The following is a 19,955-nucleotide window of genomic DNA, read 5'->3' on the forward strand; positions in this document are numbered from 1 at the left end:
CCATGCCGTCCGATTCCGGCGCTGACGGCGACGGCGACGACGCCGACGCCGATGTCGCCTCCGACAATGGCCTCTCGAAGCGGACGCTCGTTCGCCTCCTCGTCGGGTTCGGCATCGGGATTCCCATCCTCGTCGAGGGCCTCACCTTTCTGGGCCTGCTCCACGACCAGTTCGGTAGCGGCGAGGACGCCGAATCGACTGCGACCACGACGGACACGCCCGAGCGAGCCGTCGACGTCGGCGACGACTTCCTTCCCGAGACTGACCGCGAGGAGACGCTCCAGTCCGCCGTCCTCCGCGAGAGGTCCGGCGACCGCTGGCCGCTCTCGCTCACCGTCGACGTACACAACACTGGCAACACCGACTACGAGTTTCAGCTACTCACTCTCCACCTTGACGACGGCCGGACCGTCGGCGGGCGGACCAGCACCGACCGCCTCGCGCCCGGCGAGCGGCGAACCATCACCGCCGAGTGGTCGATTCCGGCGGGCGCGACGCCCCGCGCCGTCGACACGGTCGCGCTCGTCTACGGCGACGATGTCGAGACGATAGAGCGCCGCGCCGACTTGGCGAAGATACCCGTCCGGGGCGGCTGAGTGTCGGGCGGCGACGCTGGCGACTGCGATATCATTCTAGCACATCCGGTCGACGCGAACAGAAAAGCCCGCTCGTCGAGTCAGTACCGCGAGGGCATGTACGCCATGCCGAGTAGGAGGATGGCCGTGACGAAACTCACGATTGAGACGCCCCACAGGCCGTTGGTGTGCTCGTGGTAGGTGTCGATGGCGTTGGTCTGCTCCTGATACACGCTGTAGTCGCTCTCCAAGACCAGCGTGCTGTTGTCGGGGAAGTAGGCGAAGTACTGCTGGCCGCTGAGCGTGACGTTCGCCTCGTTGCCGACGTCGACGGTGTTAGTTCGGGGTGCCGTCCACGACAGCGTCGCGCCCGAACTCGTCACGTCAGAGACGGCCGTCGCGTTCCCTTGATACTGGAGTTGGTCACCCTCGCTGTACTGGGTCGACGACGGGGCCGGGAAGTACTCGCTCGCGGGCGTCAGCGTCCGGTCGCCGTCCGACTCCCGGACGACGTACTCCGTTCCGTTCACCGTCACGAGTTCGTCTTCGACTGCCGGGTCCTCCTGTAGAATCGCGCTCCGGTTGAGTTCCTCGACCAACTCGAACGACGCGGGGTCGTCGCTCGACTCGACCATGACGCGGTAGGAGTCGCCCTGATACGTGACGGTGCTATTGTGCTCCCATGTCTGTGTGTAGCGGGCCGAATCGTTGGTCCACGACACCTGTCCCGAACGGGTGAGGCTGGGGCCGCCCCCGTGACCGCCCCCGCCCGAGACTTCCGCCGAAATCGAAGTGACGGTGTACTGCTGGCCGTCGACCGAGAACTGGTCGTCCTCGCTGAGCCGGTGATCGGGGTTCTCGAACCCAATCGTCGGCGCACTGGCCGTCGCAATCACCGAGTACGACGCCGCGCCGAGCACGACGAAGAACGCGACGTAAATGGCCGCAGCGCGTCGTTGCATGCGTCGATTCTAGGCCACCCGGCGTATAATGATTACTAACTTCCACTCGCCGTCGCTCACTCGTCGAACGCGTGGACGAGTTGGAGCGCCTGCCGCAGGTGGAACTCCGTCTGCTTCGTGTCGGCGCTGTCGAGTGCGTCCCGCAGTTGTCGTTCGATGGCGTCGGTCGGCTGGCTTCGCTCGCTCTCGATGCCTCCCGCCCCCCCTTGCTCCGCTTGTCGTCGGGAACCCATACACCCCTATCCTCCCCCATCCGTCATAGGTATCGGCATCGTACTCTCCGGTCGTGACGGTTCAATCACCCTTTTCTCGGTGGTCGAACTGCGGTAGTACCCGCCTACCAACCGGCTAAAACCCGGAATATCGTTCTTGCCGCTGTTCGCCGAGCGACAGCGCCCCCGGCCCGCCCGCATGAGTTAAATCACCGGGGTCGTCGTCACCGTCTCACACTCATCGACAGGTTTTGTATCGCCCTGCCCCTAGGCGGGGCGTATGACCACCGGAATCGTTTTGCTCAACTTTGGCGAACCGGCGGAGCCACAGCGAGATGTCGTCGTCGACTATCTCGAACGCATCTTCTTCGCCAACATGGACATCGAGGAGCGGGACATCACCGAGGACGCGGCACAGGAGCGCGCCAGCAAACTGGCCCAGCGCCGCGCGCCCGACCTCATGGCGGAGTACGAGAACATCGGCGGGTCGCCGCTCATCGACCACGCCACCACGCAGGCGACGATGCTCGCCGATGACCTCGCCGACCGGGGCTACGACGTAGAGACGTACTACGGGATGCAGTACACCGAGCCGTTCATCACGGACGCGGTGGAGGCCGCCCGCGACGACGGCGTCGACCACCTGATTGGCCTGCCAATCTACCCCCTCTGTGGCCCCTCGACGACCGTCCAGTCGCTGGACGAACTCGACGAGGCGCTCGCCGAGGTGGGCTGGGACGTCCCCGTCGAATCCCTGACTGGCTGGCACAAACACCCCGCGTACAACCGCGTCCGCATCGACAACATTCGCTCCTTCCTCGAGGAGAACGACCTCTCGCTCGACGACGACACGCGCCTCGTCTTCTCCGCCCACGGCACGCCCCAGTACTATCTGGACGAGGGGAGTCGCTACGAGGAGTACGTCGAGGAGTTCTGTGGCGTCGTCGCCACCGCCCTCGGCGTCGAGGACTACGAACTCGGCTACCAGAACCACGAGAACCGCGACGTGGACTGGACCGAACCCGACGTCGAGGAGGTCATCGAACGCGTCGACGCCGACAGCGTCGTCGTCGAACCGGTGAGCTTCATGCACGAACAGAGCGAGACGCTCTCGGAACTCGACGTCGAACTCCGCGAGGAAGCCGAAGACGAGGGCCTCGACTTCTACCGCGTCCCCATCCCCTACGACGACCCGCGCTTCGTCGGCGCCCTCGCCGATTTGGTCGAACCCTTCGTCGCGGGCTACGACCCCGAGTACGCCGGCCTCCGGCAGTGTGAGTGCCGCGACGAACCGGGGACGATGTGCCTGAACGCGCCCCACGAATGAGCGTCGGCATCGTCGGCGCGGGCATCACGGGACTGGCGCTCACCCACTACCTTCGAGAGCGAGGCGTCGACGCCGTCGCCTTCGAGGCGACCGATTCCCCCGGCGGCGTCATCCGCTCGACTCGCGTCGACGGACGCGTCCTCGACCACGGCCCCCAGCGAACCCGGCTGACGCCAGCCATCGAGGAGTTGGTCGACGCCTGTGGGCTCCGTGACGACCTCCTCGTGGCCGACGACGACCTGCCGCTCTACGTCTACGTCGACGGCCGACTCCGGCCGGTGCCGTTCACTCCCCGAGAGTTTCTCTCGACCGACCTGCTCTCGGTCCGGGGCAAACTCCGCTTGCTCGCCGAACCCCTCACGGAGGGCGCGCGCGACGACGAGACCGCCGGCGAGTACTTCCGCCGCAAGTTCGGCGCGGAGGCGTATCACAACCTCGTCGAACCGCTGTTCGGCGGCATCTACGGCTCCGACCCGATGGAGATGCCCGGCCGATACGCCCTCGACACGGTCGAGCGGATGGAGCAGTCCGGGAGTCTGGTCCGGGCCGCGCTCAACCGCGTCATCGAAGGCGGTGAGCGACCGCCGCCCATCTCCTTCGCGGACGGCATGGCCCAACTCCCGCAGGCTATCTACGAGCGCAACGCCGACCGGGTGGCGCTCGACACGCCGGTCGACCGAATCGTCGCCGAGGACTCGGGGTATCGGCTGGAGACGGCCGCGGGCGACGAACGCGTCGACCACGTCGTCGTGACGACGCGGGCCGACGTCGCCGCCGGGTTGCTGGCCGACGTCGACGCCGAGAGCGCCCGTGCGCTCCGCCGGCTCTACTACAACCCGCTCGCGTACGTCCACCTCGTCTCGGAGGCGGCGCCGGCTGGCTACGGCTATCAGGTGCGCCACGACGAACCGCTTCGGACCCTCGGCGTGACGTGGAACGATAGCCTGTTCGACCGCGACGGCGTTTACACCTGCTTCCTCGGCGGCATGGAGAATCCGGGGATGGTCGACCGCTCGGAGCGCGAACTCGGGCGTATTGCGGCGACGGAGTTCGAGGACGTCCTCGGCGTCTCCGCCGAGGTGCTGAACGTCACCCGACACCAGCGGGGCATCCCCGCCTACGACGGGTCGTGGACGGCGATGGAGGAGGTCGACCTTCCCGACGGACTCACGCTCGCGACCAACTACACGGGGCGGATGGGCGTCCCCGGACGGGTTCGCGAAGCAAAGCGACTGGCCGAGACGTTCGCGACTACCGACTGATTGATTTCGCCGTTTCGACGAACGCTTTCACGGATTCGACGGGCGTGTTTCGGTTGACGCCGTGACCGAGGTTGAGGATGTGGCCGCGGGGGCCGGCGGCGTCGATGATTTCGCGGGTTCGCTCGCGGACGAACTCCTCCGGGCCGAACAGATGCTGTGGGTCGAGATTGCCCTGTACCGGCCGGTCGCCGAGTTCGGTGCGCGCATCCGCCATGTCGACCGTCCAGTCGAGGCCGACGACGTCCGCGCCCGTCGCGTCGAGGGCGTCGAGTCGCCCGCCCATGTTGCGCACGAAGACGATGGAGGGCACCGAGAGGTCGGACAGAATCTCGCGGTGGAGCGGGAGGACGAACTCGCGGTAGTCGGCCGGCGAGAGGACGCCCGCGTAGGTGTCGAACAGTTGGACCACGTCGGCGCCGTGGGCCGCCTGATACTCCAGATACTCGCGGACGACGTCCGCGAACTCGCCGAGGAGGGTGCGAAACGCCTCGGGATGTTGGGCGCGGAAACGGCGAATCGGGCCGTGATTGCGCGACGTGCCGCCGGCGACGGCGTAGGAGGCGAGCGTGAACGGCCCGCCCGCGAAGCCGATAATCGCCGTCTGGTCGCCCACTCGGTCGACGAGGCGGTCGAGGAGGGAACCGACGAAATCGAGGTCGGTCGCCACGTCGCCGCGGGGTCGCTCGGCGTCTTCCGGCCCGTCGACCGGGTTCTCGACGACGGGACCGACGCCGCTCTCGACGTGGTAGTCGAAGCCCAGCGGTTCGAGAACCGTCAAAATGTCAGAGAACATCACCAGCCCGTCGGGTTCGTACAGGTCCCACGGGAGAAGCGTGATGCGAGTGGCCACCTCCGGCGTCTCGATGGCCTCGCGGAACGTGTAGTCGGCGCGAATCTCGCGATACTCGGGGATGTGGCGACCGGCCTGTCGCATCAGCCACACGGGCGGGCGCTCGGTTCGTTCGCCCCGAGCCGCGCGGACGAGGAGGTGCGTCATGGCCGGTGATTGGACCCCGACCGGCTAAGTATGTCGCATCGCGGCCGCGCTCAGACCGTCGGCTCCTCGGCCATCCACTCCTCGGCCCAGTCGCCGATGGCGTCGAACACCGGGCAGAGCGACTGCCCTTTGTCGGTCAGGGAGTAGTACGTCGCGACAGGGGCGTCCTCTTCGAGCCGTCTGTCGACGAAGCCCATCTCCTGCAGGTCGTCGACGACTCGCGAGAGCGTCCGCGAACTCGCGCCCGTCGACCGCTTGAGTTCGTTGAAGCGCTTTTCCTCGCCCTGCAGGTCGTGCAGGACCGCCAGCCGCCACTGGGAGCCAATCTGTTCGAGTGACTCGATAACGTAACAGGTCTCGGCGTCACCGTCTCCCGTCTGTATTGCCATATCCGCGATACGCCACCCGCCGGGATACGGGTTTCGTTTCGAATCAGGTATCACAGTGTTACTGTCCACCCCACCCGGTAACACGCACGCCACCCGGTGACACGAATATCAGATAAACTATATATCCGCGGAGAGTGTAGGGCGGGGTACGATGAACGCTACAACCGACTTCGACACGGACGTATCGACCGAGGTGACCGCCTGATGGTCTTCGACACTGCCGGCGCGGGGCTTGCCTTCCTGCTCGCTCGCGTCCTCTTCGGGGGCGTGATGGCCTTCACCGGGCTGAACCACTTCCTCGACGCCGAGGGGATGATTGGCTACGCGCAGGCAAAAGGTATCCCCGCCGCGTCGCTCGGCGTGCCCTTCTCCGGTGGGATGCTGATTGCCGGTGGTCTCGGCATCATCCTCGGCGTCTACCCGACGATTGCCGCGGGCGCCATCGCCGTCTTCCTCGTCGGCGCCACGCCCACGATGCACGACTTCTGGAACGCACCCGAGGACCAGCGACAGGGCGAGTTCAACAACTTCTTGAAGAACGTCGCGCTCCTCGGCGGGGCGCTTGCCTTCCTCGCGCTCGCGAGTACGGCTTGGCCCCTCGCCGCGAACGTCGGCCTATAATCGGGCCGCATTTCTTATCAGCGCTGCACCCTTACTGCGCCCGATGCACATTCGTTGGGCGCGGCGCATCTTCGCGGGCGCGAGCGGCGCGGCACTCCTTGCGACTCCCGCCGCCGCACACGTCGACTACGTGACTGAAGGTGGAGAGAACGGTCCGACCATCGTCGAACTCCTCGTCGCCGTCTTTTCGGACCCGCTAAACGTCGCCCTCCTGCTCGGCGGGGCGCTCGGCGTCACCGTCGCGACGCTCGGCTGGCTTCGGTACGGCGACCACCTCGCCGACGTGACGGTGATTCGGCGGACGCTCCGGTCGTATCAGCCATATCTCGGCTGGCTGTTGCGACTCGCCACCGGCCTGCCGCTCATGGGGGCAGGGTTCAGCGGCTACTTCTTCTCGCCCGTCGTCACCGTCGAGGCGCGACTCGTACAGGTCACCATCGCCTTCTGTCTCCTGTTCGGGCTGGCGACGCGGCTCGCCGCGCTGGCCGGCCTCGCCACCTACGCCGTCGGGCTGGCGATGCATTTCCCCGAACTCCTGCTCAGTTCCGAGTACGTCGCCGGCTTCCTCGGCATCCTCATCATCGGCCCGGGACAGCCGAGCGCCGACCTCCTCATTCGCCGCTTGGTCGTCACCGACGGCACGATTCTGAGCCGGTTCCGCGGCGTGACGACGGGCGGCGACCTGCTCGCTCGCTTCGGCGTCGACAACTCCCTCGCGCCGCTTCTCATCCGAGTCTTTCTCGGCCTCAACTTCGCGTATCTCGGCGTGACCGAGAAGTGGCTCTCCGCCGGTCGCGCCCTGCAGGTCGTCGAGAAATACAACCTCACGGCTGTCGCCCCCGTCGCGCCCGAGATGTGGGTGTTCGGCGCCGGCCTCGGCGAACTCGTCGTCGGACTCTGTATCCTGACCGGGACGTTCACCCGCAGTGCCGCGGGCGCCGGATTCCTCATCCTCACGACGACGCTCTTTGGCCTCCCCGACGACCCCGTCCTCGCCCACGTCACGCTCTTCGGGCTCACCTCGGCGCTGTTGATAACCGGAAGCGGCCCGCTCGCGGTCGACCGCTGGCTCGTCCCCCGGCTCCGAGCGCGTATCGGGGTTCAGGACGCGGTCGACCCGAGCGCCGAGGCGACGCCGGCGGACTGACCCGATTATCATACGCTATACTCGCGGGGGTGCGGTTATTACGGACTGAACGAAATCCGCGACAGACATGGGCATTCCCGTTCTGAACCGGGTCCGACAACGGTACGGACTCAAACTCGCGGTAGCGTTCGCGGCGGTGTTGCTCCTGACGGTCGGCGTCGGGACCGTCGTGAGCGCCGATGCATCCGCGCAGTTGCGTGACGACGTCCAGAGCCACATGACCGACACCGCGGACCAGCGGGCCGAGCGCCTCGACGCTTGGCTGACCGGCGTCACCTCGCAGGCCCGCGTCGCGTCCGACCATCCGGCGCTCCGGAGCGACGACCGTGACGCGATTTCGGCGTATCTGACCGAACTCGCCAGCGACGAGCGGGCACCGCCCGGCGTCGTCGCCACCCACTACGTCGACGCCGACTCCGGCGAAATCGTCACGAGTTCGAACCCGGACCTCGTCGGCGTGGACGCCCGCGCACAGGGCGCTCCCTTCGCCCAAGAGGGCGTCTCCTTCGACGGGTCGGACGACGTCATCGTCACCGACCCCTTCCGGCCCTCGGTCGTCGACTTCACGACCGTCGCCGTCGCCACGCCGGTCGACGGGCGCGAGGACCGACTCCTCGTCTACATGATAAACTTCGAGCAGCAGGTGGGTAGTGTCACCGACGCCCAGACCGTCGTCGTCGGCGAGGATGGCACGCTCATCGCCCACCCGGACACCGCCCTCATCGGCTCCGCGGTCGGCGAGACGTCGACGACCGTGCCTCCGTCGGCGTTCGAGGAGCCGACCTTCCAGCAGGCAGACGGCGACGCAGTCGCCGCGGCACCCATGTCGACGACCGACTGGGCCGTCGTCGTGTCGCGCCCCGCATCGGCCGCCTTCGCGGTCCAGAACGCCGTCGTCTCGGGCATCATCGGCCTCATCCTCGTCGCCGTCATCAGCCTCGCGCTCATCGGCGTCACTATCGGGAGCCGGACGACGCTCTCGCTCCGCCGGCTCTCGGGGAAGGCCGAAGCGATGGCCAACGGCGACTTGGACGCCGACCTCACGACCGGTCGGACGGACGAAATCGGCCAGCTCTACCGAGCGTTCGACGAGATGCGAACCTCGCTCCGCGAGCGGATTACGGAGGCCGAGGAGGCACTCGCCGAGGCCGAACAGGCTCGGTCCGAAGCGGAGCAGGCCCGGACTGAAGCCGAACAGGCCCGCGCCGAGACGGCACGGACCAACGAGCGCCTCGAACGGACCGCCGAGTCCTACGGCGCGGTGATGCGAGACGTCGCCGACGGCGACCTCACCCGCCGCATCGACGTGCAGGACGACAACGACGCGATGGCCACCATCGGCACCGCGTTCAACGACATGGTCTCCTCGATTCAGTCGACCATCGAGGAGGTCAAAGCGTTCGGCTCCGAGGTGACGACGGCCGCCGACGCCGTCGACCAGAACGCGACGGACGTGATGGCCGCGGGCGAGGAGATGAACGACTCCGTCAGCGAGATTGCCGACGGCGCCCGCGCCCAGACCGAGAGCCTGCAGGACATGACCGGCGAGGTGAACGACCTCTCGGCGAGCGCCGAGGAGATTGCGGCGACGGTCGACACCGTCGCAGACACTTCTGAGCGGGCCGCAGAAGCCGGCGCCGACGGCCGCGACGCCGCCGAAACCGCCGTCGACGAACTCGACAGCATCGAGGAGATGACCGACTACACCCAGCAGGAAGTCGAGGCGCTCAAAGACGAGATGGACGAAATCGGCGAAATCGTCGACGTCATTTCCGACATCGCCGAGCAGACCAACCTCCTCGCGCTCAACGCCTCCATCGAGGCCGCTCACGCCAACGGCGACGCGGGCGACGCCGACGGCTTCGCCGTCGTCGCCGACGAGGTGAAAAATCTCGCCGAGGAGACCAAGGAGTCCGCCGGCGAAATCGAGGCCCGTATCGAATCGGTCCGCGAGCGCACCGAACAGGTCGTCTCGGGCACCCAAGAGACGAGCCAACGGGTCGACGAAGGCGTCGAGACGGTCGAAGGCGCCATCGACGCCCTCGAACGCATCGCCGACTACGTCGAGGAAATCGACTCCAGCATCCAAGGTATCGCCGACGCCACCGACGGCCAAGCCGACTCCACCGAGCGGGTGGTCGAGAATCTGGACGAGGTGGCGGCCATCAGCAAACAGACCGCCGAACAGGCCACCAGCGTGACCGAAACGGCGGACCGACAGGAACGCACCATCGCCGAAGTCGACGACGCCGCGGACGAACTCACTCGCCGGGCGACGCGACTTCGCGAACAACTCGCCGACTTCGACGTCGGCACGAGCGACGCGCCGGGCACGACCGGCGGGTCGCGCGCCGACGCACTCGGTGACGGCGGCCGCGATACGGAGGGACGATAATATGCTCGGAACAGTAACCACGTGGGCGACACTCGGCGCCATCGGGATGGCGCTCGGAACGCTCCCACCCCTCTGGGGGTGGCGAACCAACCCCGACCGACGGAGCCACTACCTCGTGCTCGCGGGGGTGACGGGCGTCGCGAGCGTGGCCTACGCCCTGATGGCCGTCGACATCGGGACGGTGTCGGCGGCCGGCCGCGTCGTCTCCATCCCCCGCTACGTCGACTGGCTCATCACGACGCCGCTCATCCTCCTCTTTCTCTCGATGCTGGGGCGTACCGACCGGGGGTCGCTCCTCCGTCTCGTCGTCGCCGACGTCCTCTTGCTCCTCTTGGGGGCTGTCGCCGTCGTCATCGACGGCCCGATTCGCTGGGTGGCCTTCGCCGCCGGCGTCCTCATGTTCGGCGTCCTCGTCTACGAACTCTACGTCCGCATCCCCCGACAGACGACGTTCGCCGACGAGCGAGCGCGGACGCTGTTCATCACGCTCCGCAACCTCACTATCGCGCTGTGGACGCTCTACCCAATCGTCTGGATACTCGCTCCCTCGGGTGTCGCCCTCCTCACGCGCGACATGACGATGCTCGTCGTCGCCTACCTCGACCTCATCAGCAAGGCGGCGTTCGTCGCGCTGGCAGTCGACGGACTGGACGCCCTCGGTGCCGGCGTCGACGCCGGCACCGAGGCGACGCCGACTGCGGACTGACGCCTCTGCTGGCTCGCAGCACTTCGGTCGTCGCCATCGACTACGAATGAATCGGAGAACAGCCGTCGCGATTAGGGCGCCTCGCCCGTCTCGATGGTGAAGTCGTCTTTCGGATAGGCGACGCAGGTGAGCGTGTACCCGTCGTCGAGTTCGTTGTCGTCGAGCATCTGCTGGTCGTCGTGGACGACGTAGTCCTCGGCGTTCCCGCCGGAGGTAATCTGGCCGGCACACGAGACACACTGGCCCTGCCGGCAGGCGTAGGGCAGGTCCCAGCCCTCGTCCTCGCCGGCTTCGAGCACGGTCTGGTTCTCTTTGACCTCGACCGTCGCCCCTTCTTTCGCGTACTCGATTTCGAAGGTGTCGGCCTCGTCGTCGGAGAGGTCCCACGGCCCGGCCTCCGCCGTGCTCTCGGTGCCGCCTTCGAGTTCGGCGCCCTCCTCTCCGGTGGCGCCCGCCGCGACGGCGCCACCGCCACCGGCGCCGATAGCGCGGTTCATCGGCTCCGGGAAGTCCGTCTCCGGCACCGACGCGGCCCGGTGTTCGAGCACCTCTTGGCTGATGTCGGTGGTGGGCGTCCATCCCGTCCCCTTCGACAGGTGGAGCGCGACGGCGGTGAGCGTCAGGAGAGTCCCGATGCCCAGACCCACCAAATTAACCTCGACCATGCGCTGCGCTACGGATGCGGGGGTTAAGGAAATTGTGATTACCGCGGCGGCGGGCCGTCTACCCGCGGACGAGCCCCCACCGACGGAGTTATGTAGCTTTTAGGCAAGCCAAAAACATGGGCGAGGATATGGGACGAGCGGGTGGTGCGACGCGACGGGGGTATCTGTGTCGCGTCGGCGGTGCGGTCACGCTGTCGGCGCTCGGTGGCTGTGCCAGCAACGTTGCCGACCGGGACACGTCGATAGGTGGCGAACTCTACGACCCGACTGTCGACCACGAGCCGACGGCCGCCGACTCCGAGTGGACGCCGCCGACCGACCCGCCGCCGACCGACTACGACGTCGAGGTGCTCGCGGAGAATCTGGCGATTCCGTGGGACGTGAGCGTCGCCCCGTCGGGCGACCTGTTCGTATCCGAGCGCGTCGGCCGGGTCAGCCGATACGACGGCGACGAACTCCAGACGGTCTTCGAGCCGTCGGACATAATCGACGCCGAGGCGCTGGCCCCGGGGTCGGACACGAAGCAGTGGCGTCTCACCGGCGGCGAGGGGGGGATGCTCGGCGTCGCGGTCCATCCGACCTACCCCGACCCGCCCCTCGTCTACACCTACTACACCGCGGACACGAGGCCCGGATGGCGGAATCGCGTCGTCGCGTTCGACGCGAGCGAGGCCAGCGACTGGCCTTGGCCCGTCGTCGACGGCATCCCCGCCACCACCTACCACAACGGGGGCCGCCTCGCCTTCGGGCCGTCGAACTACCTCTGGGTGACGACCGGTGACGCCGACCCCGGCATCGACGACGCCGCGCGAACCCGCGACCCGTCGTCGCTCGCCGGGCGCGTTCTGCGGGTGACACCAACCGGGGACCCGCCCGCGAACGACCCCGGACACGGGGGCGACCCCCGCGTTCACACCTACGGCCACCGCAACCCGCAGGGACTCGCGTGGCTTCCGGACGGAACGCCGCTGGCGGTCGAACACGGCCCCGGCGGCGGCGACGAGGTGAACGTCCTCCGGGCCGGCGGCGACTACGGCTGGCCCGAGGTCCGCACCGACGACGCCTTCGACTCCTACGCCAGCACCGACTACGTGCCGCCGGTGGCCACCGCCAACCGCTGGGCACCGTCCGGCGGCGTCTTCTACACGGGCGATGAGCTACCCGGACTGCGGAATCGCCTGCTCATCGGCGGCCTCCGTAGCCAGCAGGTACTCGCGGTCACGCTATCGCCCGACCCGCTCCCGGACGGCTACGCGACCTATCACACAGACGAATCGTTCGACGACGCCTACCACGCGGCGTCGACGCCCCTTCTGGACGAGTTCGGCCGCATCCGCACGCTCGAACAGGGACCGAACGGAGAACTGTACGCCCTCACGTCGAACCGGGACGGCCGCGCGGGCGAGGACTTCCCGACCGAGCGCGACGACCGTCTCCTCCGGATTCGACCGGCCTGACCGTCTACTCCTCTTTCCGTGCGACTTCGTGGCGCCCGAACCCGTAGCGCAGGCGGTTGGCCAGTCGCCGGGAGAACCGGTCGCGACGCGACGCGAACCGCTCCGCGAGCGCCTGATGGATGAGCGGGACCGGCACCTCTCGTTCCAGCGCCTCCTGCACCGTCCACGTTCCCGTCGACCCGCCCGCGACGTGGTCGGCCACGTCGCCGAGGTCAGACCCCTCTTCTCGGAACGCCACCTCGCAGAGTTCGAGCAGCCACGACCGGATGACGGCGCCGTTGTTCCACGTCCGCGCGACGGCTTCGAGGTCGAGGTCGTACCGCCCCTCGTGGAGCAGTTCGAACCCCTCGCCGTAGGCCTGCATCAGCGCGTACTCGACGCCGTTGTGGACCATCTTCACGTAGTGACCGGACCCCGCCGGCCCCATTCGGTCGTGGCCCTCCGGCCCCGTCGCCACCGCGTCGAACACCGGCGCCAGTTCGGCGTAGGCCGCCTCCGGGCCGCCGACCATCAGCGAGAAGCCGAGGTCGGCCCCCGCCGGACCGCCGCTCGTCCCGCAGTCGAGATACGCGGCGTCCGTCGCCGCCGCGCGGCGCGTCGAATCCTCGAAGTGGGAGTTGCCGCCGTCGACGATTATGTCGTCCGCGTCGACGTGGGGTTCGAGTTCTTCGAGCGCAGCGTCGACGGCGTCGCCCGCTGGCACCATCAGCCAGATTCGCTTCTCCGAGCCGAGTTGCTCACAGAGGTTGGGGATCGAGTCGGCGGGGACGGCGCCCGCGTCCACTGCCGTCGCCACCGCACCCTCGTCGATGTCGAACGCGACGACGTCGTGGCCCGCCGCCAACGTTCGCTCGACGACTATCTGTCCCATCCGACCCAGACCGATAACGCCCAGTTGCATGGCCGGGTCTGTGCGGCGCCGGGAGGTAGTGGTTGTGGTTCGCTGGCCCAGAAAACACTTCCCGCCGCCGTCGGACGTCCATCGTATGCGCCGCGAGCAGGTGGTCGCCCTCGCCGTCGCCGCTCTCGCCCTCTCGCTACTGCTTGCCCCCGTGACGATGCACAACTGGGGCGAGCAGGCATCGTTCTCCGTCGAGCGAATCGACGACGCCGACGTGGACGAGGAGACGCCGGTCCTGCAGTATCACTCACTCTCTCCGGCGGCACAGCGCGCCGTCGAGTCGGCCATCCGCTCGCCCGACGGCCACCACGTCGTCTACGGCCGCGAGGACTTCCCCGACGACTTCGCCTACTCCGACTACTCCGAACCCGGCTACGGGCTGTACGTCGTCGTCTACGAGGGACAACACTACCGACTCTACACCTACGCCGCCGGCGGCTTCCCCTTCGTCTACTGGCTCTACGAACTCCCGTTCGCCCTGTACGGCGCCCTCCTCCTGTGGGTCGCGGCCCGGACCGCTCGGGGGCAGCGCTCCTCGCGGACTGCGGCCGTCGCCGCGCTTCCCGGCGTCGTTATCCACCTCCTCGGCCCCGAGTTCGACTTCCCGCTCGTCGCGCCGATGACCCTCGTCGCGTTCGGCGTCGTCTCGCTCGTCGCCCTCGTTGGCGCTCTCGCTCGGGAGCGTCTCGCCGACTGAGCGTCCGGCCCGCTTTTGGCGCTCCCCCGTCATCGACTGCTATGGACGACCGTATTCGCGCCCACGCCGAGACGCTCATCGACTGGAGTGCCCGCGTCGACCCCGGTGACGAGGTGGTGATGCGTGTCGCCGAGGGGGCCCACGACCTCGCCGTCGCCGTCGCCGCCGAACTCGGCGCGCGCGGCGCGACGCTTCTCGCCACCTACGGCTCCGACGAGGTGTCGCGTGCCTACCTCCGCGCCCACGACGGCGACTTCGCATCTGCCGAGGCCGAACGCGCCCTCTACGACGAGGCCGACGTCTTCCTCTCGCTCGGCGGCGGCCGCAACACCACCGCCACCGCCGACGTGCCCGGCGACCGACAGAGTGCGTACGCCCGCGCCCGCGAAGACGTCCGCGAAGCCCGCATGGCGACGGACTGGGTGTCGACCGTCCACCCCACCCGCTCGCTCGCTCAAGCCGCGGGGATGTCCTACGAGGCCTACCGGGACTTCGTCTACGACGCCGTCCTCCGCGACTGGGAGTCGCTCGCCGACGAGATGGGTCAGTTGAAAGACGTCCTCGACGCCGGGAGCGAGGTCCGACTCGTCGCCGCGGACACCGACCTGACCCTCTCCATCGAGAATCGAACCGCCGTCAACAGCGCCGCGAGCGTCGACTACGACTCGCACAACCTGCCGAGCGGCGAGGTGTTCACCGCGCCCGCCGATGCCGAGGGCCACGTCACCTTCGACGTGCCCATCACCGTTCAGGGCCGCCGCCTCCGCGACGCGCATCTGGTCTTCGAGGACGGACAGGTCGTCGACTTCGGCGCCAGCGAGGGGGAAGACGCGCTCGCTGACCTCCTCGACACCGACGCGGGCGCCCGCCGTCTCGGCGAACTCGGCGTCGGGATGAACCGCGGCATCACCCGCCCCACCGACAGCGTCCTCTTCGACGAGAAGATGGCGGGCACCGTCCACCTCGCACTCGGCCGCGCGTACGACGCCTGCCTCCCCGACGGCGAAGCCGGCAACGAGAGCGCCATCCACACCGACCTCATCACCCGGATGGGCGAGGGGTCGCGTCTCGTCGTCGACGGCGAGACGATTCAGCGCGACGGCGTGTTTCGGTGGGAAGACGAGTGACAACGACCATCGCCCACCGCGGGTTCGCGGGCGTGAACCCCGAGAACACCGTCGAGGCGGTTCGCGCGGCGGCGTCGCGGGCCGACCGGGTCGAAATCGACGTCGTCGCCTGCGCCGACGGCACGCCCGTCGTCTTTCACGATGCGCGCCTCGACGGCGAGGGGGAGAGCCGCGGCGTCACCGACGGCGCCGGAGCCGTCCACGACCTGCCGGTCGAGACGGTCACCGACGCGACGGTTCGCGACAGCGTGGCACACGTCCCTACCCTCGCTCGTCTCCGTGACGAGACGACAGCGCCGCTGGACGTCGAACTCAAGCGTCCCGGCGAGGCCGTCCGCCGCGGCCCGCTACCGCCCGCCGACCGCGACGCCGCCCACGAGCGCTGGCAAGCCTTCGTCGACCGGGTGTGTGACATCCTCGACGACCGCGACGTTCGCTTCTCCTCGTTCTGTGAAGGGGCGCTCGCGGCGGTCCGCGCCCGCGACGGCGACGCCGCGCTCGCACCCCTCTGTCGGCACCTCGACGCGGGCCGGACGCTCGCCGAGCGCTACGACGGCGACGCGATTCACGCGTCGCTGTCGGCGGTCCGGGGCGGCGTGGACGTCGACCGCACGCTCAACGTCTGGACGGTTCGGACGTGGTACGACGCACGCGACGCGGTCCGCGCGGGCGCCGACGGCGTAATCGCGGAGTATCCCGGGCTACAGCGGTGGCTCGGCGAGTAAAAACGGCTGAGAGGAGTAAGCCCCCTTCTGTTCTCTCGGCATTCGGCTGAGCGTCCACCTCCGCGTCCGGACTACCTTGACGAGGCGGACTTGCACCGGTGAAGATTCGCCGTTCCATCCGTTCTCGGCCGTCACGGGACGATGTCCCGCCATCGAGATGCGTGGCATCTCGCGTCCCTCGGTGGGTTAACTTCCCTCACTTGCGCTCGGGGTCGCACACCTCATCGGTCGGGCCGAGTGGTCTCGTTTCTGTTCCAGAGCCAGCCGTCTCCGACTCCGGGCTTGCGCCCGGTCACCCGTCCGGACGGTGGGGGGACTTTCCTCATGCCCGCGGCGATGCCGGTAGGCACGGGAGCCGAGCTCTCTCTGCCACCACATCGTACGCCGGAGCGCCGAATAAGCCGTTCGGTCGGCCGACTCGTCGGCGAGAATTCATCACGGTCGTCCCCCTCGGAAAGCAAGCCTTAAAGTCCGTTCGGAGTGAGATACAGATATGTCCGAGGCGCAGACGGTACATCTTTCTTACGAGGACGGAGCCCGAGCGGTCGAACTGGCTCGCGAAGCCGTCGAGGCGTACGTGCTTCAGGGACAGCGCGAACAACCGGGGAGCATGCGCGACGCGTTCTACGCCCGAACGGGCGCGTTCGTCCGTATCACGTCCACGCGTGGCCGTGGCCGGCTTCGCGGCTGTGCCGGCGCCTATCGTGGCTCCGACCAACTCGGCCACGCCATCGTCGACGCGGCCATCACCGCCGCCTCCGGCGACTCCTGTGGCTCCGAAATCGAACCTCCGGAACTGGAGAGCCTCAACATCTCCATCTGTGTCGTCGGCAATCACGTCCTCACCAACGACCCGCTGTCCGATATCGACCTCGGCAAACACGGTATCGCCATCGACGCCAACGGCCAACACGCCTGGATGTACCCCACGCTTCCCGTCGAGAACGACTGGAACGAGGAGCAGTTCCTCACTCACGCCTGCCGCAAGGCCAGTCTCGCGCCGCTGGCGTGGCAGGACGAAGACACCATGATAACGCTGTTCGAAGGGCAGGTCTTCCGCGAGCGCGCCGACGGCGGCAGCGTCGAACAGCTGTAACTCGCGCCCCCTACGCGTCCGACCCGAACCCGACAGCCTCGGCGTCGGCCAGCGCCCGCCGTGCCGCCGCGTCGAGGTCGAACTCTCGCACCACCTCGCCGTCCCGAATCAGCGGTTCGAGAAGCGGGTCGCCTCCCTCCGGCCCCTCGCGACTCGCGAGGCCGACGTGGTGCTCGCCGTCCGGCGTCCGATACGCCTGTTTCGTCCCCGAGAGTTTGCCGCGCTTGGCCGCTGGCTCCCCGTCGACTTCCACGATGTCGAGCGCGAAATCGACCGGGTCGGCGTTCGAGACGTGGCCGCCGACGCCGAAGCCGTCCGCCACGTCCCGCAGGTGACGCAGTTCCGCGGGGCCGAGTCCGCCGCTCACGAACACGTCAATGTCGTCGTGGCCGCGCGCGTCGAGTTCCCACTGCACCTCGCGGACGATGTGTTTGAGGTCGCCCCGCCGCGACCCCGTGGTGTCGATGCGGACGCTGTCGAGGTCGTCGCCCAGCGTCTCGACGGCGCGCAACACTTCGTCCACCTCGTCGCTGTAGGTATCACACAGCGCCACCCGCGACACCGACGGGTCGACCGCCTCGTCGAACGCCCGCCACGCCAGTTCCTGCTTCCCGCGACCGAAACAGATGAGAAGGGCGTGGGGCATCGTCCCCGCCGCCTCTCGGCCGAGCACCTCGCCCGCCGCGACGTGGGAGAAGCCGTCGAAGCCGGCGAGGAGCGCGCTCCGTTCGACGGTCGCCGCAATCGAGGGATGGACGTGGCGCGCGCCGAAGGAGAGGACGGCCGAATCCGGCGCGGCCCGGCGCGCCTCCAGCGCCGCCGTCGCCATCCCGCTCGCGTGCGAGAGGAAGCCGAGGAGCGACGTTTCGAAGCGGGCGAACTCCAGATACGGCCCCTCGATGCGGAGGACCGGGCCGCCGTCGAACAACTGTCCCTCACGCATTGCGTCGACGTCGACGCTCGTCTCCGCGAGCAGTGCCGCGGCGTCTTTCACGCCTGCGAGCAGTTCGAAGTCGCCGTCGGGGAACTGGTCCGCCGTCACTTCCGCGACGACGGTCGGATTCCGGTCGGCGTGTCGGAGCGTCGTCTCCGTCCGCGAGAAGTACGCGTCGGTCGCCGTCCCGTCCCGGATAGCGTCGGGGCCGACGATGTCGAACGGTGGCATTAGGCCGACTTCGGTCCCGTTCGTGAAAAATCCGTTCGTTCGATAGCCGCCGTCGAAGAGGATTCGTCTTCATCGTGTACCGAGTCGAGCGCCGCCACCGTCGGCGCGTTGACGATGGTGACCGTCGTCCCCGACTGCTCGACCCGGAACGCGTCGGCGTAGGGGCCGGCGGGGACGACGAGGACGTTCTCTCCCCGGCGCTCCGCACCCCGGCGCGTTCGGAGCAGGTCACGGTACGCGATGGCGAAGGCCGCCGCGTCGCCCGTCGTCGCCCACTCGATGCGGAGGACGTAGCCCGTCGCCCCCGTCTCGTTCCGATAGGGGACGAGGCGGTCGCCCGCCCACCCCGTCGTCACGTCGTGGGTGTAGTTGTAGGCGCGGTGCGGGCGGGTCGGGCGCTGGAGGTGGAAGACGTCGGTCCCGCCGTTGGCCCACACCGTGGCGAACAGCGACGCCTCGCCGACGGTGGTTCCCGGCGGCGACCGGTCGAACCGGTCCCAGCTGTCGCTCGACCGGTCTGGGATTCGGACCGTCGCCGGCGACCAGTCCGGATACCGCTCGGGGTGGATAATCTGTGTCGAACTCGTCGGCGGGTCGGCGTACGCGTCGTTCACCGCGTCCCACCCGCCGCGCTCTCGGAGGTGGTGGACGAAGGCCGGGCCGTCGGAGTAGGGGTGGTAGGCGGCGACGTAGACGCCCATGTTGTCGTCGAGGCTTCCGCCGGCCCCGCTCTCGGGGCGGGGGAGACACGACCACGGCCCTTCACACCGCGTCTCGTACAGGTCTTCGACGTAGCCCGCGTCGCCCTCGACCAGTCCTCGGTAGCCGAGGCGGGCGTCCCGCGTCCGGTTCCCCCGGTCGAACCCGAGGTGCTGGTCCTGCAGGGCGTGGACGAGTTCGTGGGCGAGCGTCTGGCGGTCTATCGTCGGCTGTCGCGTCTCGCTCACGAGAACGATGCGCTCCTCGTTCGGCACGTACGACCCCTGTACCGACGCGCCGTACAGCAATTCGAAGACGGATTCGACCGACTGGTTCTCGCCCACCAGCAGCAGCGCCTCCCACACCTGTTCGTCCCACGCCGTCGCCGTGACGTTCTCCTCGGCGAGATAGGTCTCGCGGTCGACGACGGCCACCGGCACCGTCGACTCGAACTCCAGCCCCCGAAGCCGTTCGACGCGGGCCATCGTCCGCGCGACGACGGCGGTTCGCTCGCTCTCGTTCAGGCCGTTACTCGCGTTCACCGAGAGCGACTCGTCGTACCAGTAGCCGTTCTCCCAACCCAGCCGGTCCGTCGTCGGGTCGTCGAAGTTGGGGTGTGGCGTGGCCGTCGGCGTCGCGGTGGTTGTCGCTGTCGGAGTGGCGTTCGGCGTCGCCGTCGCTGTCGTGTTCGAAGTCGGCGTCGCGTCCGAAGTCGGCGTCGCCTCCGTCCCCGGCATCGCCTCGCCACAACCGGCGAGGACGACCAGTATCGCGAGCAGGACGGTCCGCACGTGCATACCCCCGCGTCGGCGTCGCGGCGGCAAAAGGGT

Annotated in this window: 20 protein-coding genes and 1 other RNA gene; 12 read left to right on the forward strand and 9 right to left on the reverse strand. The window is 68.2% G+C overall.

The window, feature by feature from the left end:
* The first annotated feature begins 2 nt into the window (after nucleotides 1–2).
* Complete coding sequence (locus ACQUSQ_RS04575) at nucleotides 3–596, forward strand: hypothetical protein (protein ID WP_435067338.1); 594 nt, start codon at nucleotides 3–5, stop codon at nucleotides 594–596.
* A gap of 80 nt (nucleotides 597–676) precedes the next feature.
* On the opposite strand, the gene ACQUSQ_RS04580 is transcribed toward ACQUSQ_RS04575, so the two are convergent.
* Nucleotides 677–1,537: a hypothetical protein gene (locus tag ACQUSQ_RS04580; protein WP_435067339.1), complete on the reverse strand. Its 861-nt coding sequence runs from the start codon at nucleotides 1,535–1,537 to the stop codon at nucleotides 677–679.
* Nucleotides 1,538–1,593: 56 nt separating this feature from the next.
* Nucleotides 1,594–1,770 carry a hypothetical protein gene (locus ACQUSQ_RS04585; RefSeq protein ID WP_435067340.1) on the reverse strand — a complete coding sequence of 59 codons (177 nt, stop codon included), beginning with the start codon at nucleotides 1,768–1,770 and terminating at the stop codon, nucleotides 1,594–1,596.
* Between the two features lie 259 nt (nucleotides 1,771–2,029).
* Here ACQUSQ_RS04585 and hemH point away from each other — a divergent pair, with 259 nt between their 5' ends.
* Both hemH and hemG read left to right on the forward strand, forming a co-directional pair.
* Nucleotides 2,030–3,076: a ferrochelatase gene (gene hemH, locus ACQUSQ_RS04590; protein WP_435067341.1), complete on the forward strand. Its 1,047-nt coding sequence runs from the start codon at nucleotides 2,030–2,032 to the stop codon at nucleotides 3,074–3,076.
* A complete protein-coding gene (gene hemG / locus ACQUSQ_RS04595) occupies nucleotides 3,073–4,338 on the forward strand; it encodes a protoporphyrinogen oxidase (protein WP_435067343.1) in 1,266 nt (421 codons plus the stop codon). Before hemH ends, hemG begins: the two co-directional genes overlap by 4 nt.
* On the opposite strand, the gene hemE is transcribed toward hemG, so the two are convergent.
* Together hemE and ACQUSQ_RS04605 are read right to left on the reverse strand one after the other, a co-directional pair.
* Nucleotides 4,328–5,335 carry a uroporphyrinogen decarboxylase gene (hemE, locus tag ACQUSQ_RS04600; RefSeq protein WP_435067344.1) on the reverse strand — a complete coding sequence of 336 codons (1,008 nt, stop codon included), beginning with the start codon at nucleotides 5,333–5,335 and terminating at the stop codon, nucleotides 4,328–4,330. The genes hemG and hemE overlap by 11 nt on opposite strands.
* A gap of 50 nt (nucleotides 5,336–5,385) precedes the next feature.
* The gene (locus ACQUSQ_RS04605) at nucleotides 5,386–5,724 is read right to left on the reverse strand and encodes a winged helix-turn-helix transcriptional regulator (RefSeq protein ID WP_435067345.1); all 339 of its coding nucleotides are present in this window, start codon (nucleotides 5,722–5,724) and stop codon (nucleotides 5,386–5,388) included.
* 204 nt (nucleotides 5,725–5,928) lie between these two features.
* Between ACQUSQ_RS04605 and ACQUSQ_RS04610 the strand changes: the two genes are divergently transcribed.
* The 4 genes from ACQUSQ_RS04610 (at nucleotide 5,929) to ACQUSQ_RS04625 (ending at nucleotide 10,593) form a co-directional block, all read left to right on the forward strand.
* On the forward strand, nucleotides 5,929–6,345 hold the full coding sequence (locus tag ACQUSQ_RS04610) for a DoxX family protein (RefSeq protein WP_435067346.1): 417 nt from the start codon (nucleotides 5,929–5,931) through the stop codon (nucleotides 6,343–6,345).
* A 43-nt stretch (nucleotides 6,346–6,388) separates the two neighbouring features.
* On the forward strand, nucleotides 6,389–7,492 hold the full coding sequence (locus ACQUSQ_RS04615; RefSeq protein ID WP_435067347.1) for a DoxX family protein: 1,104 nt from the start codon (nucleotides 6,389–6,391) through the stop codon (nucleotides 7,490–7,492).
* A gap of 67 nt (nucleotides 7,493–7,559) precedes the next feature.
* A complete protein-coding gene (locus ACQUSQ_RS04620; protein ID WP_435067348.1) occupies nucleotides 7,560–9,887 on the forward strand; it encodes a methyl-accepting chemotaxis protein in 2,328 nt (775 codons plus the stop codon).
* Between the two features lies 1 nt (nucleotide 9,888).
* The gene (locus tag ACQUSQ_RS04625; RefSeq protein WP_435067349.1) at nucleotides 9,889–10,593 is read left to right on the forward strand and encodes a bacteriorhodopsin; all 705 of its coding nucleotides are present in this window, start codon (nucleotides 9,889–9,891) and stop codon (nucleotides 10,591–10,593) included.
* Between the two features lie 71 nt (nucleotides 10,594–10,664).
* On the opposite strand, the gene ACQUSQ_RS04630 is transcribed toward ACQUSQ_RS04625, so the two are convergent.
* Nucleotides 10,665–11,258: a 2Fe-2S iron-sulfur cluster-binding protein gene (locus tag ACQUSQ_RS04630; RefSeq protein ID WP_435067350.1), complete on the reverse strand. Its 594-nt coding sequence runs from the start codon at nucleotides 11,256–11,258 to the stop codon at nucleotides 10,665–10,667.
* A 116-nt stretch (nucleotides 11,259–11,374) separates the two neighbouring features.
* On the opposite strand from ACQUSQ_RS04630, the gene ACQUSQ_RS04635 reads away from it, so the two are divergent.
* Complete coding sequence (locus ACQUSQ_RS04635; protein ID WP_435067351.1) at nucleotides 11,375–12,715, forward strand: PQQ-dependent sugar dehydrogenase; 1,341 nt, start codon at nucleotides 11,375–11,377, stop codon at nucleotides 12,713–12,715.
* Nucleotides 12,716–12,719: 4 nt separating this feature from the next.
* Here ACQUSQ_RS04635 and gnd read toward each other — a convergent pair whose 3' ends face one another.
* Nucleotides 12,720–13,616 (reverse strand): phosphogluconate dehydrogenase (NAD(+)-dependent, decarboxylating), encoded by an 897-nt coding sequence (gene gnd, locus ACQUSQ_RS04640; RefSeq protein WP_435067352.1) that lies wholly within the window; start codon nucleotides 13,614–13,616, stop codon nucleotides 12,720–12,722.
* Between the two features lie 85 nt (nucleotides 13,617–13,701).
* Between gnd and ACQUSQ_RS04645 the strand changes: the two genes are divergently transcribed.
* The 3 genes from ACQUSQ_RS04645 to ACQUSQ_RS04655 are packed head-to-tail and all read left to right on the forward strand — an operon-like array spanning nucleotide 13,702 to nucleotide 16,165.
* Entirely contained in the window at nucleotides 13,702–14,313 is a 612-nt protein-coding gene (locus tag ACQUSQ_RS04645) for a hypothetical protein (RefSeq protein WP_435067353.1), read from the forward strand.
* Between the two features lie 41 nt (nucleotides 14,314–14,354).
* A complete protein-coding gene (locus tag ACQUSQ_RS04650) occupies nucleotides 14,355–15,440 on the forward strand; it encodes an aminopeptidase (protein WP_435067354.1) in 1,086 nt (361 codons plus the stop codon).
* Nucleotides 15,437–16,165, forward strand: coding sequence for a glycerophosphodiester phosphodiesterase (locus ACQUSQ_RS04655; RefSeq protein ID WP_435067355.1), 729 nt, complete (start codon nucleotides 15,437–15,439; stop codon nucleotides 16,163–16,165). Before ACQUSQ_RS04650 ends, ACQUSQ_RS04655 begins: the two co-directional genes overlap by 4 nt.
* 4 nt (nucleotides 16,166–16,169) lie before the next feature.
* On the opposite strand, the gene rnpB is transcribed toward ACQUSQ_RS04655, so the two are convergent.
* Nucleotides 16,170–16,536, reverse strand: an RNA gene (gene rnpB, locus ACQUSQ_RS04660) — RNase P RNA component.
* A 122-nt stretch (nucleotides 16,537–16,658) separates the two neighbouring features.
* Between rnpB and ACQUSQ_RS04665 the strand changes: the two genes are divergently transcribed.
* The gene (locus ACQUSQ_RS04665) at nucleotides 16,659–17,261 is read left to right on the forward strand and encodes a TIGR00296 family protein (RefSeq protein WP_435067356.1); all 603 of its coding nucleotides are present in this window, start codon (nucleotides 16,659–16,661) and stop codon (nucleotides 17,259–17,261) included.
* A 10-nt stretch (nucleotides 17,262–17,271) separates the two neighbouring features.
* Here the strand turns inward: ACQUSQ_RS04665 and ACQUSQ_RS04670 are convergent, their stop codons facing one another.
* Nucleotides 17,272–18,426, reverse strand: a complete 1,155-nt coding sequence (locus ACQUSQ_RS04670; RefSeq protein WP_435067357.1) for a nicotinate phosphoribosyltransferase — start codon at nucleotides 18,424–18,426, stop codon at nucleotides 17,272–17,274.
* A complete protein-coding gene (locus ACQUSQ_RS04675) occupies nucleotides 18,426–19,922 on the reverse strand; it encodes an Hvo_1808 family surface protein (RefSeq protein WP_435067358.1) in 1,497 nt (498 codons plus the stop codon). Before ACQUSQ_RS04675 ends, ACQUSQ_RS04670 begins: the two co-directional genes overlap by 1 nt.
* Between the last annotated feature and the right edge of the window lie 33 nt (nucleotides 19,923–19,955).

Source organism: Haloplanus sp. C73 (assembly GCF_051195115.1).
Taxonomy (GTDB): Archaea; Halobacteriota; Halobacteria; order Halobacteriales; family Haloferacaceae; genus Haloplanus.